This is a genomic window from Vreelandella aquamarina, assembly GCF_020075495.1.
In the GTDB taxonomy this organism is placed as follows: domain Bacteria; phylum Pseudomonadota; class Gammaproteobacteria; order Pseudomonadales; family Halomonadaceae; genus Vreelandella; species Vreelandella aquamarina_A.
This window is the reverse complement of sequence record NZ_JABYQT010000012.1, coordinates 1-13,483: the sequence shown is the minus strand read 5'-3', so window position 1 is coordinate 13,483 and position 13,483 is coordinate 1. Positions and strand designations below refer to the sequence as shown.

The window sequence follows — 13,483 nt, the reverse complement described above, 5'->3', positions numbered from 1 at the left end:
GGATGTTGCTCATGCGTTTACACCCTTTGCTGTGCATACTGCTGTGCGCGGTGGTGCTGCCGGCCCAGGCCCAGACCGGGAATGAGTGGGCAAAATACGACGATGTGTTCGAGAGCGGGGCGCGTCAGGCCAATGTGTGGCAGTGGGGCTGGACGGGGATTTATGGCACGAGCCTTGCCGTGAATGCCTACCAGTCGAGCGAGGCAAGCGACCGCGACGACCGCTTTGATGCCCGGGTAGGGGTGGTGAAATCGGCGCTGGCGTTGGGCGGCATGCTGATGGACCGCCAGCCACACCCGGCCGCGCTTGCGGAATATGAGCGCCTGAAGGCCAGTGGTGATATCAGCGGTGTGCAGGCGCTGGGGCTGGAGCTTGCCCAGGCCGAACGCGAGCGCCGCGGCCTGGGTGCTCGGGTAGGCTCGCTGGTGGTGAACGGAGTAGCGGGGGCGGTAATTGCCGCCGATGGACGTGGTGATGATGCGGCGATCAACTTTGCAACCGGCATGCTGGTCAACGAGCTGCAGATCTGGACTCAGCCGAACCAGGCCTCGTCCGCCATCAACCGCTTCCAGCCCGCCAACCTGTCGCTGGGGCCGGTCACCATTCCGGGGGAATACGCACTGATGGTGTCACCCCAGCAGTTGGGCGCTACCTGGCGTTACTGATACGTCCACCTGCACTTCATGCAGGGAAAGGCACGCTATTTGCGCCAATCTGCCGCGTTGGCAGGGCAAGGCGGGCTGCGGATAATGGCTGGATAAAATAATCAATAACGAGGCGTCGATGGAAACGCTACTATCAGCGAAGGACGACAGCGTGGTGGTGGATGACGCGCGTCGTATTACCGATGTATTGATCAACCTGGATGATCGCTGCGATGCGCTGACCGTATCACTTCATGATCAGATACCCCAGGCAGCGTTCGATTATCCGGTGCATCTCGACCGACTCGACCCGGCCGCGGGCGAGCTTTCGCTGGTGGTAACCGATGCCGGCAGCCTGGATGCCCTTATGCTTGGCGATCAACGCTTGGTACTGCGTGCCGAGAACGATCAGGCGCTGCGCTTCGAGTCCATACGTGTGCTGGAAGCCGAGCGCTTCGGTGATGACCTGCAGTTGCGCTGCGCGCTCCCCCGGCGCCTGATGGCCGCCGCCCGGCGCCAGAGCGCGCGTATCACCCTGCGCAAGGACATGGCGGTCAGCGTTGCGATAACCCGCTATGTACACCAGCCGCCCATGACGGCCACCTTGCGTGATATTTCAAGCGGCGGCTGCCTGGTGGGTTTGCCACTTGCCGACTGCGCGTCGCTGAGCGAAGCCCAGGCACTGCCTGAGGTGACGCTTACCTTTCCCAGCGGGGAGCGCTTTCGCATTGCGGCCTCGGTGTGCCATATCACCCCGGTGCCGCGTAGCGATCAGGCGGCGGTGGGTCTTGCCTTTAGTCATCTAGATCGCTCTCGCCAGCGCCAACTGGCCCACCTGGTGTCCTCCACCGAGCGGGAGATCGCCTGGCGTTCGGGGGAAGGGTCGAGACTGGCAGCGCCTACGCCGCTTTATACCAGCGCTGACCGCCGCCCGCGCCGCAAGGCGGCCAAACGGCAGCCACAACGTATCGCCAGCGGGCTGAAAACACTGCGCAACATTGCCCGCAACCAGCACCTGTTCCTGCTGGCCCTGCAAAACGACCGCCCCTTGCCAATAGAGCGCCTGGAGCGCAACGCCAACCAGTTGATAAAGCTACTGGGAAAAGGGCGCCAAACCTTCTTTTACGATCTTGCCTGCCTGTCCAATGAACCTCAGTGGATGCAGCACTCGCTCAACGTGGCGGGCCGGCTGGCAGACCTGATGCTGGCCGAACCTGCGCTTGCCGCAGATACTCACCGCGCCGTTCGTGCAGCGCTGATTCATGATCTTGGCAAGGCGATGCTGATTGATGAGGCGCTGCCTTCGCTGGAAAGCGAGATGAGCGATGCTCAGCGTCTTCGTCTGCGTAATCATGTAGATGTCCTGCTGGCCGCTCTTAAACGAGCCAACTACCCGCTTGATACGCTGGAGCACGATATTATCGGCGGTATTAACGAACGGCTGGATGGCTCCGGCTATCCACGCGGCGTGACGGGTGAGGCGCTCTCGCCAGTAGTCCGGCTGGCCGCGGTGATTGATGTGATTGATGCCATGACGCGCTCCAGAGCCGACCGGCCAGCGCTGAATGCCGTGAAGGCGTACCGCTATCTCTATAACCGCCCAACGCGTTTTGACCGCCACTGGGTCACTCGCTACGTGCAGCGTCACGGTTTCTATCCGTTGGGCAGCCTGGTGCGCTTCTCCCATGGTTACCTGGCCTGGGTGCTGGCACTGGATGAGCGCGGCCAGCCCTGCCGGGTGCGCGTGGTGCGCAATACCCGTCGCGAAGGCATATTTTACGATGACGAAATCAACCGCGTGGATTTTGATCAGTTGGGCCGCCTGGTCGAGTCGGTACAGCCGGAGCAATACGGGCTATGAAAAACGCTTTCGCCAGGTGATTAGCTCGCTTACGATTGCCACCCGCCAGTAAGCGAGTAAAATATTCAGCAATTTTTTGGCATCTCCAGATGTTATGTTATAACTTATTCTATTGTTGAGAGGATACACCGTGAGTCATCACCCGCACCGACATAACCGGGAAGGGCCTTGCCACTTCTCCCTGATGTCCTTGTCGGCCACCAAACGGCTGGTATTTGTGGCACTGCCGCTTTTAGTACTCTGGGCCCTGGTGGCCTGGGCAAGCGGGTGGACGCCATGAATCCGCGCGAGCTACCGCCCTTGCAGCTTGAAAACCTGCATCTGGCGCAGGGGCATCGTACGGTGCTGGAGCATGTGGATGGCGACATCAAGCCCCACGCGATCACTGCCTTGATTGGCGCCAACGGGGCGGGCAAGAGCACGCTGATTCAGGCCATCATGGGCGAGCTTCGCCCGGTAAACGGCAAGGTGACCTGCCGCGTGCCTTCCGAGCGCCGCGCCTGGCTGCCCCAGCAGCTGGCGCTGGATCTCACCTTCCCCATGAGCGTGGAAGAGTTGGTCATGACCGGCAGTTGGCCAAGCCACGGGGCGCTGAAAGGTTACTGCGCGGCGCACTACCGCAAGGGCCGAGACATCATGGCGCGCCTGGGCATTTCACACCTGGCCCACCGCCCGCTGGGCGAGCTTTCCGGGGGGCAGCGCCAGCGCGCGTTGATTGGCCGCACCCTGATGCAGGAAGCAGAGCTTTTGCTGCTGGATGAACCGTTCGCCAATGTGGATAGCGACACGGTGGATATCCTGATCCGCATCCTGCGCCAGATGGCCGATGACGGCACCACCATCATCGTGGTGCTGCACGATATGGACCACCTGCAGCGCCTGGCGGATGAAGTGCTGATGCTGAACGGCGGCCATGCCCGCTGGATGGCGCCCGCGGCGCTGACCCAGCAGCAGGCGCCCGCCCAGGCGGTGCCTTTTACCCTGGGAGGCCACCATGCTGGAATTGCTTAACGCGTGGTTTGTTGCCCCCTTCGATTATGGCTTCATGCGCCGCGCGGTGGTGGGCGGCCTGGCACTTTCACTGGCCGCGCCACCGCTGGGGGTGTTTCTGGTGCTGCGCGGCATGAGCCTGATTGGCGATGCCATGGCTCACGCCATCCTGCCGGGGGTCGCCATCGGCTTTCTGCTGGCGGGCTTTTCGCTGCCGGTGATGAGTATTGGCGGGGTGATGTTCGGGCTGATGGTGGCCCTGCTGGCCGGGGCCGTCTCGAAGATGGGCGGCCAGCGTGAAGATGCCGCCATGGCGAGTTTTTTCATTATTTCGCTGGCCGCGGGGGTCATGCTGATCTCCGTGGGTGGCAGCAGCGTTGACCTGACCCACGTGCTGTTCGGCTCGATCCTGGCGGTCAACTCGACGGCACTGGCGCTGATTGCCGGCATCAGCACGTTGATCGTGGTCATTCTGGCGGTGATTTTCCGCGCGCTGGTGGTGGAATGCCTGGACCCGCTGTTTCTGCGCGGCCAGAGCCGGCGCAACGGCTGGGTTCACAGCGTATTCCTGGGGTTGCTGGTGCTCAACCTGACCGCCGGTTTCCAGACACTCGGGACACTGATGGCGGTGGGTCTGATGATGCTGCCGGCCACCGCGGCGCGGTTCTGGAGCAAGCGGCTGGAAGGCTTGATGGGGATTGCCGTGGTACTCGCCATGACCGCCAGCACCGGGGGCCTGCTGCTCTCGTTTCATCTCGATATCCCCTCGGGGCCGAGCATCATCTTGCTGGCCGGCGCGGGTTACTTCTTCTCGGCACTGTTCGGGCGTTATCACAGCCTGGCGGCCAGATTGCGGCGCAAGACAGCCCCGCTCAGCGCCGAGACGTCCATGTAGCACACCATCACACAGGAGTAGGTATGTCTTTACGGTTATCTTCACGCATGCTGGTCGGCGTTTCCGCAATGCTGGCACTGCCGGCGGCCATGGCGGCCGAGCGCGTCCAGGTAGTGACGAGCTTTTCGATCCTGGCCGATATGGTCGAGAACGTAGGCGGCGAGCATGTGGACGTTACCTCACTGGTCGGCCCCGATGGCGACTCGCATGTCTACTCCCCTCGCCCTGGCGATGCCCGTGCCCTGGCGGGTGCTGACCTGGTGGTGTTCAACGGCCTGCTGTTTGAAGGCTGGATGGAGCGCTTGATCGAATCCAGCGACTACCGGGGCTCGCTGATCACCGCGACCGACGGCATCGATACGCTTTCCTATGCAGGTCATAGCCACGATCATGGTCACGGGCATGACCACGGCCACGGGCATGATCACGGCCATGGACATGACCACGATCACGATCACGGGCATGACCATCATCACGAACATGATCATGCCCACGGACATGACCACGGGCACGATCATGTTCATGGCGAGTTCGATCCTCACGCCTGGCAGGATATGGCCCAGGCGCGGGTCTATATCGCCAACATTCGCGATGGGCTGATAGCCGCCGATGAAGACCATGCCGATGAGTACCGGGCCAATGCAGAGCGCTACCTGGCGGAAATGGCTGAAACGGACGCTCAGATCCGTGAGCTGGTCAGCGAGATCCCGGCCTCGACCAGCGTGATCACCGGCCATGATTCGTTTGGCTACTTCGCCAACGCCTACGGCATTCGTTTTCTTTCCCCCGTAGGGCTTTCTACCGAAGTGGAGCCGAGCGGCGCCAGCATGGCCGAGCTGGTGGATGTGATCAACGACCAGAACGTTCAGGCGCTGTTTCATGAAAACATGACCAACCCGGCGGTCATCGAGCAGCTCTCCGAAGAGACGGGCCTGCCGATTGCCGGCACGCTGTATGCCGATGCGCTGGCCTCTGAAGGCGAAGCCAGCACCTATCTGGGCATGATGCACCACAACGCCAAGATGCTGCACGACGCTCTGGCCGAGCCCGGTCACGATGACCACGGCCACGCCGATCACGGTCATGAACATGGCCACGATCACGATCACGATCACGATCACGATCACGATCACGATCACGGCGAGCATAGCCACTAAGCACCTGAAAAGGGCAATAATCATTGCCTTTTCGAGAGCGCCCCCACGCGGGCGCTTTTTTATTGTCCAGCGCCTTGCAACAAGTTACTTGTGCGGTGGTGCAAGGCTTCATACATTACTGACTGCCTTGCCACTCCATCACTCACTGGTTGCCGACATGATCAATGTGCTCTTCAAAGCTGCAAGTATCAGCAGTGTGCTTTCCCTGCTGGCCGCTGCCCCGGTATGGGCGGTTGACGATATGGATCGCGCCCGCATCGAAGCGCTGGTCAATGACACCATCGCCCCGCTGATGGCCGAGCAGCGCATTCCCGGCATGGCGGTCGCACTGAGCGTGAACGGAAAGCGTCATGAGTTCAGCTATGGCGTTGCCGATCAGGCAACCGGCCAGGCCGTTACCCCGCACACCCTGTTTGAACTGGGCTCGATCAGCAAGCTGTTGACCGCCACGCTGGCCGCCAGACTTCAGGCAAGCGGCGCCATTTCCCTTGATGCCCCCGCCAGCCAGTATTTAACAGCGCTTGAAGGCACGGCCTTTGATGACATCAGCCTGCTGGAACTGGGCACCTATACCGCCGGCGGGCTGCCTTTGCAGTTTCCCGACGAGGTGCAGGATGAGGCGTCGATGATCGACTACTACCGAAACTGGCAGCCTGAGTACGCGCCCGGCCATCAGCGGCTCTACTCCAATCCCAGCATTGGTTTGCTTGGCTATTTGACCGCCCAGCGTTTGAGCCAGCCCTTTGAAGCGCTGATGAGTGAGTACGTATTTACTCCGCTGGGTCTTGAGAGCAGCTATTTTCAAGTACCCGACGCACACCAGGCAGACTACGCCTTTGGCTACTCCAAGGAGGATGCGCCTATCCGGGTCAACCCCGGCATGCTGGATGCCCAGGCCTATGGTGTGAAATCGACCGCTGCGGACGTACTCACCCTGGTGGAGGCCAATATGGAAGATAGCGCGCTTGAAGCGCCGCTTCGTCAGGCGCTGGCCGATACTCGCGCGGGCTACTTCAGCGTAGGCGACATGGCTCAAGGGCTTGGCTGGGAAAGCTACGCCTACCCGCTCACCCTTGAACAACTGCTGGCGGGCAACTCGCTTGACGTGATACTCGCGGCCAACCGCGCCGAACGCCTGAGCCCGCCGCTGCCGCCACGCCAGGATGCGCTTTACAACAAGACCGGCTCGACCAATGGCTTTGGTGGCTATGTGGCGTTCATTCCCGGCGAGCGGTTAGGTATCGTCATGCTGGCGAACCGCAACTATCCCAACCAGGCACGTATTGAAGCGGCCTACCATATCCTGACCCACCTGGCCGAAGTGCCGTGAGCCAATACGCGGTTGCAATTGGCAGGCTATCTATCGAGACTAGGCAGCTTATATACGCTAATGAGCGAACGTCATGCACCTGAACGCCGATTTTTCGCAGTTTGCCTGCGTCACCCCCGACCAGTACCAGTGGGTAGATGCCCCCAGCGCAGGCGTCGAGCGCATGATGCTGGACCGCATTGGCGGTGAAGTAGCGCGGGCGACGAGCCTTGTGCGCTATGCGCCCAATAGCCGGTTCGAGGCCCATACCCACGGCGGAGGCGAAGAGATTCTGGTGCTCGAGGGCGTGTTTGCCGATGAGCACGGCCGCTACCCGGCGGGCAGCTATCTGCGCAATCCGGTCGGCACGCAGCATACCCCTCAGATTGGCGATGAGGGCGCGCTGATTCTGGTCAAGCTGCACCAGTTTGATCTGACCGATACGCTGCGCCTGGCCGTTCCTGCCCATCGTCTGCCCTGGCAGCCGGACCGGCGCCCGCGCATTGCCTACAAGATGCTGCACACGTTCCGTCAGGAGCGGGTAAGCCTTGAGCGCTGGGCCGCGGGCACGTCGATCGCCTACCCTACCCTCAAGGGTGGGCTGGAACTTTTCGTGCTGGAAGGCACGTTAAACGATGGCGAGCGCTCCTACCCGGCAGGCAGCTGGTGCCGCTATCCTAGCGGGTCCATGCCTTCTTTGACCGCCGAGAGTGACGGCGTGATGATGTACTTGAAACGCGGCCATCTACCGGCCGCGTAAACCGCTCCCTTAGCGATCGATCAGGCTTAGAAACGGCAGCAGGGCAAGCGCCCCGATCAGGCCGATGGCCACGAGCACCAGCACGACCTGAACCGGGTGCTCAAGCAGGCGGCGCGCAAGCGTAGGCGCCTTACCTGCTGCCCGGGCTGCCTGCAGCTCGCGCCGGGCTTGATCGAAGCGCTCGGCCTGGTAGGCGGCGAGTACCGTTTCGGCGGCCTCGCGCTGGCGCTCATCGCGCAGCCAGATGGCATCTACCCCCAAACGAAAAACACCGGCCTGGGTTTCATACACATCGAAGCCGTGCTCATCGAGCAGCGCGCGCACCTCCTGGGCCTCCTCGTCGGTGACGTGGCTCAGCCGAAACAGCAGATGGGCCATATCAGTCGCCCATCGCCGCCATCAGGTCGGCCTGGATCACTTCGATCCAGTAACCGTCCGGGTCCTTCACGAAAATCACGTCTTTCATCTTGCCTTGATCGGCGCGTTTGACGAACGTCACGGCGTGTTCGTCAAACCACGCCTGGGCAGCATTCAAGTCCGGCACGCTAAAGCAGATATGCCCAAACCCCTGCGGCTCGGCATTGCCATCGTGATAGGCAAACTCCTCCTGCTCCTCGGTACCCCAGTTATGCGTCAGCTCCAGCAGGCCTTTCTGACTGAATGTCCAGGCGGTGCGTGCCTCGGTCTCCTCGGGCACCTGGTCGGCGGCGTCGAGATTGGCCAGGAAGTAGAGCGAAAACCGCATCTCTTCGAAATCCAGCCGACGCAGCACCTGCATGCCGAACACTCGGGAGTAGAAGGCCAGCGAGCGCTCAGGGTCCTTGACCCGTAGCATGGTGTGATTCAACCGGAATCCTTGGGTCTGCGGGGCGCTTGCACTGACACCGGGATGCTGCTCACCTGAAAAACTCATCGTAGACTCCTTGAGCTGTTGGCCGCCCAGCGAATCGCTTGAGCGGTTGACTTTGACAAAATTGATACAATGTACAAGCCTGTAATGACATAGCACCACGGCTTGCATGATACGTGGTAACTCACCATGCGGGCAGAGTAACGATTATTCCAGCCCCAATCACAGGTTGACGACATGTCTCGCGATCTCAATGTGCTGGGTGAACCCCTGACACCCTGCTGCCATTCACCCAAAACCGGCTTCTACCGCGACGGTTTCTGCCGCGTAGGACCAGAAGACACCGGGATACATGCCGTGTGTGCCATCATGACCGAGGAGTTCCTGGCTTTTTCGAAAGCGCAGGGCAACGATCTGGCGACCCCAAGACCCGAGTTCGGCTTTCCCGGCCTTGGCCCCGGCGATCGCTGGTGTTTGTGCGCCAGCCGCTGGCAGCAGGCCGCCGATGCCGGAGTGGCACCGCCGGTCATACTTTCCGGCACCAACGAGCGTGCTCTTGAATTCACAACGCTGAGCACCCTGCGCCAATACGCGCTCGACCTTGTGCATTAGCACCACCTGCCTGGCCAACCACGGTACCAGCCAGTACCGGTTTTCCCGCCGCCTGCGCTTTACACCCTTGCCCCAGGCAAGGATAGTATCCCTACCGACAGGGGCGCCTGACACGCTCAGGCTGAGATGCACCCTTTGAACCTGAACCGGATAATGCCGGCGTAGGAAGTCGCGATGTTACGGCATACGCGCTCTACGCTGCGAGGTAGCCATGACATCACTCCCGCTGAGCGATGCGCTCTACGCTTTACAACGTACCACGCCGCTGGTGCACTGCATGACCAACTATGTCGCCATGAACAGTACGGCCAACTGCCTGCTGGCGATCGGCGCATCGCCTGCGATGCTGCACGCCCCGGAAGAGGTGGCCGAGTTTACTCGCCTGGCCGGCGCGCTTTCGATCAATATCGGCACGCCATCGTCTGACTGGGCGGAAGGCATGCAACTGGCCGCCGCGGCTGCACAGGCAAGCGGCACACCCTGGGTATTCGACCCGGTGGCAGTGGGTGCCACCGGCTACCGCCAGACGCTTTCTGAAAAACTACTGGCATACGCTCCCACCGCGATTCGCGGCAATACCTCGGAGATCATGACGCTGGCAGGTCTGGCCCATGCAGGCCGCGGGGTGGATGCCACGGCGTCTATCGATGAGGCGCGTGCAGCAGCCATTGCCCTGGCCAAGCGCCAGGGCTGCATCGTGGCCATGACCGGTGAGCGCGACTTCATCACCAGCGGCCAGCAGCACTGGTACATTACCGGCGGGCATGCCTTGATGCCGCGCGTGACCACCCTGGGCTGCGCCCTGAGCGCGACTGTGGCGGCATTTCTGGCCGCATCACCTGCCAGCCCGGTAGCCGCGGTGGCCGCCGCCCTGGCAAGCTTTGCCGTGGCCGGTGCCCGCGCCGGCGAGCAGGCTGCAGGGCCCGGCAGCTTTCAGGTAGCCTTGCTGGATGCGCTTTATCAGCTGACACCTGAAGACCTTGAATCGTTTACCGGCCTGGAGACAGCTTGATGCGCTTTGACCTGTCACTCTACCTGGTAACGGATGCCGAACTATGCGCGACGCATGGCCTTGAGCGTACCGTGATGGAAGCCGTCGAAGGCGGTGTGCGCTTTGTTCAACTGCGCGACAAGCACGCAAGCGATGCCGAGATGATCACCCAGGCCAGGCGCCTCAAGGCTGCCCTGGCCGGTAGCGGCGTACCGCTGGTGATCAATGATCGCCTGAACGTTGCCCTGCAAAGCGAAGCCGACGGCCTGCACGTGGGCCAGAGCGATACGGCCGTGCAAAAGGCCCGCGCTGCTCTCGGACCCGAGGCGATCATCGGCCTTTCGATCAATACCCTCGAGCAGCTGCACAGCGCGCCGATATCACTGCTGGATTACCTGGGCCTTGGCCCGGTATTTGCCACCCAGAGCAAGCATGACCACGCCGCGCCACTGGGATTTGAAGGGCTGGCGCAACTGGCAGCGGCTTCGCCACTGCCAAGTGTCGCCATTGGCGGGCTGAAAGCCGAGCATGCCGAGCGCGTCCTTCAGGCCGGCGCCGACGGATTGGCGGTCATTTCAGCCATTTGCGGGCAGCCGGCCCCCTGCGCTGCCGCCCGCGCGTTCATGCGCCCTGAGCGCTAAGCGAGCCTGCCATGACCCAGCTCGAACCGATCATTGCCTTTGTGCGCGTTGCCGAACTGAAGAGCTATACCCGCGCGGCCGAGGCGCTGTCGCTATCGCGTACCCGCGTATCACGGCTGGTCATGGCGCTTGAGACCTCACTGGGCGTGCGCCTGATTCAGCGCACCACGCGGCGCTTGCACTTGACTGCCGAGGGCGAGCGCTACCTTGCCCATGCCCAGGGCATCCTGCAGGCGCTGGATGAAGCTGCCGCGGATGTGGGTAGCGGAGTGACCGACATGCGCGGCCGGTTACGTATCAACGGGCCGATGAGCTTTGGCACGCGCCACCTTTCTCCGCTGGTAGCGCGCTTCATGGTCGAGCATCCGGGCCTGGACGTGCGCCTGGATCTGAACGATCGCCGTGTGGATCTGCTCGAAGAGGGCTACGACGTGGCCATTCGTATCGGCAACCTGCCGGACTCGAGCCTGGTGGCGCGGCGCTTGACGCGCTGTCGGATGCTGTTCTGCGCCTCGCCCGATTACCTGGCACGCCATGGTACGCCCAAAAACCTCGAAGCGCTCAAGCAGCACCCATGCCTGCGCTATCGCAGCGGCTCTATCAACGGCGACTGGCAGCTGGGCAGCACCACGCTGACGACCCAGGGGCCGCTTGAGAGCAATAACGGTGATGTGCTGACCCATGCCGCCGAAGCGGGGCTGGGAATCGCTCACCAGCCGAGCTTTCTGGTCACCGAAAGTATTATTCAAGGGCGCCTGGTACCGGTTCTGGAGCATATCGCTCCCAAGGTGCTGGATATTCATGCCCTCTACCCCGCAAGGCGCTTCCTGCCAGCCAAGGTAGAGCGCTTTACCCAGCTGCTGGCAGATGCCTGGGGCTCACCGCCCAGCTGGGAGCGTGAAATGGGATTGTCGCCTATTACGCAACAGTGATGTTCGCCTATTGCGGATTATCTTCTTTCCCGAGCATCGTAATGTGTCTTCATTGAGATCACCTCCCCTGATCAATGGAGCACCCCATGAACGTATCGTCGACTGCTGCTACCACTTCCGCTGTTCAACCCCATGCCATTGCGCTGCTGCGCGTTTCGCTGGGCGTGATGGCGCTGGCTCACGGCCTGCTGAAGGTCTTCGTTTTCACCCTGCCCGGCACGGTGGGTTATTTCGAGTCCCTGGGCCTGCCCGGTTTCATGGCCTACCTCACTATCCTTGGCGAACTGGGCGGCGGCCTGGCCCTGCTGCTGGGTGTCTATACCCGCTGGGTCAGCCTTGCCATGATACCGCTTCTCCTGGGCGCTACCTCGGTACACCTGGGTAACGGCTGGATGTTCTCCAACGCCGGTGGCGGCTGGGAATTCCCGCTGTTCTGGAGTGTAGCGCTACTGGTTCAGGCGGGTCTTGGCGGCGGAAGCTTCGTCCTTAGCCGCCGCTTGCGCTAACCCTCGCCCACTTAGCTGCATGCCCCGGCCTTCTGCCGGGGCTTACTGTCAGGAGAATTCGCCATGTTACCCAGCCTTTTCATCTCTCACGGCTCGCCGATGCTGGCACTAACCCCGACGCCTGCCCACCGCTTTCTGCGTGAGCTGGGCCAGACGCTGAGTCCTAAAGCCGTCGTGGTCGTATCCGCCCATTGGGAGACGCTGTCGCCCAAGGTAAGCACCAGCGCCTGGCCGGAAACCATTCACGATTTCGGCGGCTTTCCCCGTGCGCTGTTCGAGTGCCAGTATCTGGCGCCAGGCGAGCCGGAACTGGCCAGGCGTGTGGCAACGCTGCTGGATGCCCAGTGTGTGGAGCGCGGGTTCGACCATGGCGCCTGGGTGCCGCTGTCTCTGATGTTTCCCGATGCGACTATTCCGGTCGTTTCAGTATCACTGCCCATCCGCTGGAGCAACGATGAACTGGCGGACCTGGGCGAGCGCCTCTCGGCGCTGCGGGAGGAGGGTGTTCTGGTCGTTTGTTCAGGCAGCCTGACCCATAACCTGTATGAAACCATGCCGGAAGGCAGCCAGGTGCCCAGCTGGGTGACCGACTTTGCCGACTGGGTCACCCGCAAGCTGGCGGTCAATGACCGCGAAGCGCTGCTCGACTGGCAGAAAGCGCCCTACGCACGAGAAAATCACCCAACGCCTGAGCATTTCCAGCCGCTGCTGGTCGCCATGGGGGCAGGCGGCAAGTCGAGCCAGCTGCACCACAGCGTCGAGCATGGCGTGCTGGCGATGGATGTCTATGCCTTTGCCTAGACGGTTCAGCACGCTGCTAGTCCATCGCGCTCACTAGCGCTCATAAAAAGCCCCCGCTGGCCGTGACGCTCGTCTCGGCCAGCGGGGGCTTTCAAGAACCGGCTACAGGCTGGCGTTGACCACCATGCACTCCATGCCTTGCACTTCCAGCTCGCGGCAGGCCTCCCGGGCGTGCTGCTCATCGAGCGTGATCAGGCGCGCACGGTAGACCGGCGTCTGGCCTTCCAGGGTATCCACCGCCACTCGGCCGGCCAGATTGCGGGTCAGCCGCTGGGCCGCCTGATGAGCAAGCTGCTCGGCCTGGGCTTCCTGGCTGAACGCACCTACCTGAATCCCCCAGCCACGGGTGGGCGGCGCTTCGATCAATTGTTCATGCTGCATAAAAGCCTGTAGCGGGTCAGGCTCGGCGGAGCGTACCGCGGGCTCGGCCGGCCCTTCTACGGTTATCTTGGCCAGCCGCTCATCAATGTTCGCTTCTGGGGCCGGCGAAAGAGTCGTGGTATCCACACTGGCCATCATCTGGCTGGGAGATGC

Annotated in this window: 17 protein-coding genes and 1 riboswitch; of the genes, 14 read left to right on the top strand and 3 right to left on the bottom strand. The window is 62.0% G+C overall.

The annotated features are described in order from the left end of the window. Positions 1 to 11 precede the first annotated feature (11 nt). The 8 genes from HW452_RS15065 to HW452_RS15030 all read left to right on the top strand — a co-directional run bounded on the left by HW452_RS15065 (position 12) and on the right by HW452_RS15030 (position 7,616). Complete coding sequence (locus HW452_RS15065) at positions 12 to 665, top strand: hypothetical protein (protein ID WP_224106919.1); 654 nt, start codon at positions 12 to 14, stop codon at positions 663 to 665. A gap of 118 nt (positions 666 to 783) precedes the next feature. Continuing rightward, complete coding sequence (locus HW452_RS15060; RefSeq protein WP_224106918.1) at positions 784 to 2,505, top strand: HD domain-containing phosphohydrolase; 1,722 nt, start codon at positions 784 to 786, stop codon at positions 2,503 to 2,505. A gap of 130 nt (positions 2,506 to 2,635) precedes the next feature. After that, positions 2,636 to 2,785, top strand: a complete 150-nt coding sequence (locus HW452_RS15055; RefSeq protein ID WP_224106917.1) for a hypothetical protein — start codon at positions 2,636 to 2,638, stop codon at positions 2,783 to 2,785. Beyond that, positions 2,782 to 3,516, top strand: coding sequence for a metal ABC transporter ATP-binding protein (locus tag HW452_RS15050; protein ID WP_224106916.1), 735 nt, complete (start codon positions 2,782 to 2,784; stop codon positions 3,514 to 3,516). Before HW452_RS15055 ends, HW452_RS15050 begins: the two co-directional genes overlap by 4 nt. Further along, the gene (locus HW452_RS15045; protein WP_224106915.1) at positions 3,500 to 4,390 is read left to right on the top strand and encodes a metal ABC transporter permease; all 891 of its coding nucleotides are present in this window, start codon (positions 3,500 to 3,502) and stop codon (positions 4,388 to 4,390) included. Before HW452_RS15050 ends, HW452_RS15045 begins: the two co-directional genes overlap by 17 nt. A 23-nt stretch (positions 4,391 to 4,413) precedes the next feature. Further along, positions 4,414 to 5,547: a metal ABC transporter solute-binding protein, Zn/Mn family gene (locus HW452_RS15040; RefSeq protein ID WP_224106914.1), complete on the top strand. Its 1,134-nt coding sequence runs from the start codon at positions 4,414 to 4,416 to the stop codon at positions 5,545 to 5,547. A gap of 157 nt (positions 5,548 to 5,704) precedes the next feature. Continuing rightward, positions 5,705 to 6,877 (top strand): class C beta-lactamase, encoded by a 1,173-nt coding sequence (gene ampC / locus HW452_RS15035; RefSeq protein ID WP_224106913.1) that lies wholly within the window; start codon positions 5,705 to 5,707, stop codon positions 6,875 to 6,877. A 73-nt stretch (positions 6,878 to 6,950) separates the two neighbouring features. Next, complete coding sequence (locus HW452_RS15030; RefSeq protein ID WP_224106912.1) at positions 6,951 to 7,616, top strand: cupin domain-containing protein; 666 nt, start codon at positions 6,951 to 6,953, stop codon at positions 7,614 to 7,616. Positions 7,617 to 7,625: 9 nt separating this feature from the next. On the opposite strand, the gene HW452_RS15025 is transcribed toward HW452_RS15030, so the two are convergent. After that, the gene (locus HW452_RS15025) at positions 7,626 to 7,994 is read right to left on the bottom strand and encodes a DUF6164 family protein (protein ID WP_224106911.1); all 369 of its coding nucleotides are present in this window, start codon (positions 7,992 to 7,994) and stop codon (positions 7,626 to 7,628) included. 1 nt (position 7,995) lies between these two features. Continuing rightward, on the bottom strand, positions 7,996 to 8,529 hold the full coding sequence (gloA, locus tag HW452_RS15020) for a lactoylglutathione lyase (protein ID WP_224106910.1): 534 nt from the start codon (positions 8,527 to 8,529) through the stop codon (positions 7,996 to 7,998). A gap of 174 nt (positions 8,530 to 8,703) precedes the next feature. Here gloA and HW452_RS15015 point away from each other — a divergent pair, with 174 nt between their 5' ends. From HW452_RS15015 to HW452_RS14990, 6 genes are all read left to right on the top strand, one after another. Continuing rightward, positions 8,704 to 9,078: a DUF2237 family protein gene (locus HW452_RS15015; protein ID WP_224106909.1), complete on the top strand. Its 375-nt coding sequence runs from the start codon at positions 8,704 to 8,706 to the stop codon at positions 9,076 to 9,078. A gap of 89 nt (positions 9,079 to 9,167) precedes the next feature. Beyond that, positions 9,168 to 9,263, top strand: a riboswitch (TPP riboswitch). A 26-nt stretch (positions 9,264 to 9,289) separates the two neighbouring features. Further along, positions 9,290 to 10,090 (top strand): hydroxyethylthiazole kinase, encoded by an 801-nt coding sequence (gene thiM, locus HW452_RS15010; protein ID WP_224106908.1) that lies wholly within the window; start codon positions 9,290 to 9,292, stop codon positions 10,088 to 10,090. Continuing rightward, positions 10,090 to 10,710, top strand: a complete 621-nt coding sequence (gene thiE, locus HW452_RS15005) for a thiamine phosphate synthase (protein ID WP_224106907.1) — start codon at positions 10,090 to 10,092, stop codon at positions 10,708 to 10,710. Before thiM ends, thiE begins: the two co-directional genes overlap by 1 nt. Positions 10,711 to 10,721: 11 nt before the next feature. Beyond that, on the top strand, positions 10,722 to 11,642 hold the full coding sequence (locus HW452_RS15000; protein WP_224106906.1) for a LysR family transcriptional regulator: 921 nt from the start codon (positions 10,722 to 10,724) through the stop codon (positions 11,640 to 11,642). An 86-nt stretch (positions 11,643 to 11,728) separates the two neighbouring features. Next, positions 11,729 to 12,148 (top strand): DoxX family protein, encoded by a 420-nt coding sequence (locus tag HW452_RS14995; RefSeq protein ID WP_224106905.1) that lies wholly within the window; start codon positions 11,729 to 11,731, stop codon positions 12,146 to 12,148. Positions 12,149 to 12,211: 63 nt separating this feature from the next. Further along, positions 12,212 to 12,949: a DODA-type extradiol aromatic ring-opening family dioxygenase gene (locus HW452_RS14990; protein WP_224106904.1), complete on the top strand. Its 738-nt coding sequence runs from the start codon at positions 12,212 to 12,214 to the stop codon at positions 12,947 to 12,949. 102 nt (positions 12,950 to 13,051) lie between these two features. On the opposite strand, the gene HW452_RS14985 is transcribed toward HW452_RS14990, so the two are convergent. Then, positions 13,052 to 13,483: SPOR domain-containing protein (locus HW452_RS14985; protein ID WP_224106903.1), on the bottom strand; the 432-nt coding region annotated here is incomplete at its 5' end.

Bases quoted from the DNA above. Each gene is read 5' to 3' on its own strand.
- HW452_RS15065 (WP_224106919.1), top strand. From the start codon at position 12: ATGCGTTTACACCCTTTGCTGTGCATACTGCTGTGCGCGGTGGTGCTG.
- HW452_RS15060 (WP_224106918.1), top strand. From the start codon at position 784: ATGGAAACGCTACTATCAGCGAAGGACGACAGCGTGGTGGTGGATGAC.
- HW452_RS15050 (WP_224106916.1), top strand. From the start codon at position 2,782: ATGAATCCGCGCGAGCTACCGCCCTTGCAGCTTGAAAACCTGCATCTG.
- HW452_RS15045 (WP_224106915.1), top strand. From the start codon at position 3,500: ATGCTGGAATTGCTTAACGCGTGGTTTGTTGCCCCCTTCGATTATGGC.
- HW452_RS15040 (WP_224106914.1), top strand. From the start codon at position 4,414: ATGTCTTTACGGTTATCTTCACGCATGCTGGTCGGCGTTTCCGCAATG.
- ampC (WP_224106913.1), top strand. From the start codon at position 5,705: ATGATCAATGTGCTCTTCAAAGCTGCAAGTATCAGCAGTGTGCTTTCC.
- HW452_RS15030 (WP_224106912.1), top strand. From the start codon at position 6,951: ATGCACCTGAACGCCGATTTTTCGCAGTTTGCCTGCGTCACCCCCGAC.
- HW452_RS15025 (WP_224106911.1), bottom strand. From the start codon at position 7,994: ATGGCCCATCTGCTGTTTCGGCTGAGCCACGTCACCGACGAGGAGGCC.
- gloA (WP_224106910.1), bottom strand. From the start codon at position 8,529: ATGAGTTTTTCAGGTGAGCAGCATCCCGGTGTCAGTGCAAGCGCCCCG.
- HW452_RS15015 (WP_224106909.1), top strand. From the start codon at position 8,704: ATGTCTCGCGATCTCAATGTGCTGGGTGAACCCCTGACACCCTGCTGC.
- thiM (WP_224106908.1), top strand. From the start codon at position 9,290: ATGACATCACTCCCGCTGAGCGATGCGCTCTACGCTTTACAACGTACC.
- thiE (WP_224106907.1), top strand. From the start codon at position 10,090: ATGCGCTTTGACCTGTCACTCTACCTGGTAACGGATGCCGAACTATGC.
- HW452_RS15000 (WP_224106906.1), top strand. From the start codon at position 10,722: ATGACCCAGCTCGAACCGATCATTGCCTTTGTGCGCGTTGCCGAACTG.
- HW452_RS14995 (WP_224106905.1), top strand. From the start codon at position 11,729: ATGAACGTATCGTCGACTGCTGCTACCACTTCCGCTGTTCAACCCCAT.
- HW452_RS14990 (WP_224106904.1), top strand. From the start codon at position 12,212: ATGTTACCCAGCCTTTTCATCTCTCACGGCTCGCCGATGCTGGCACTA.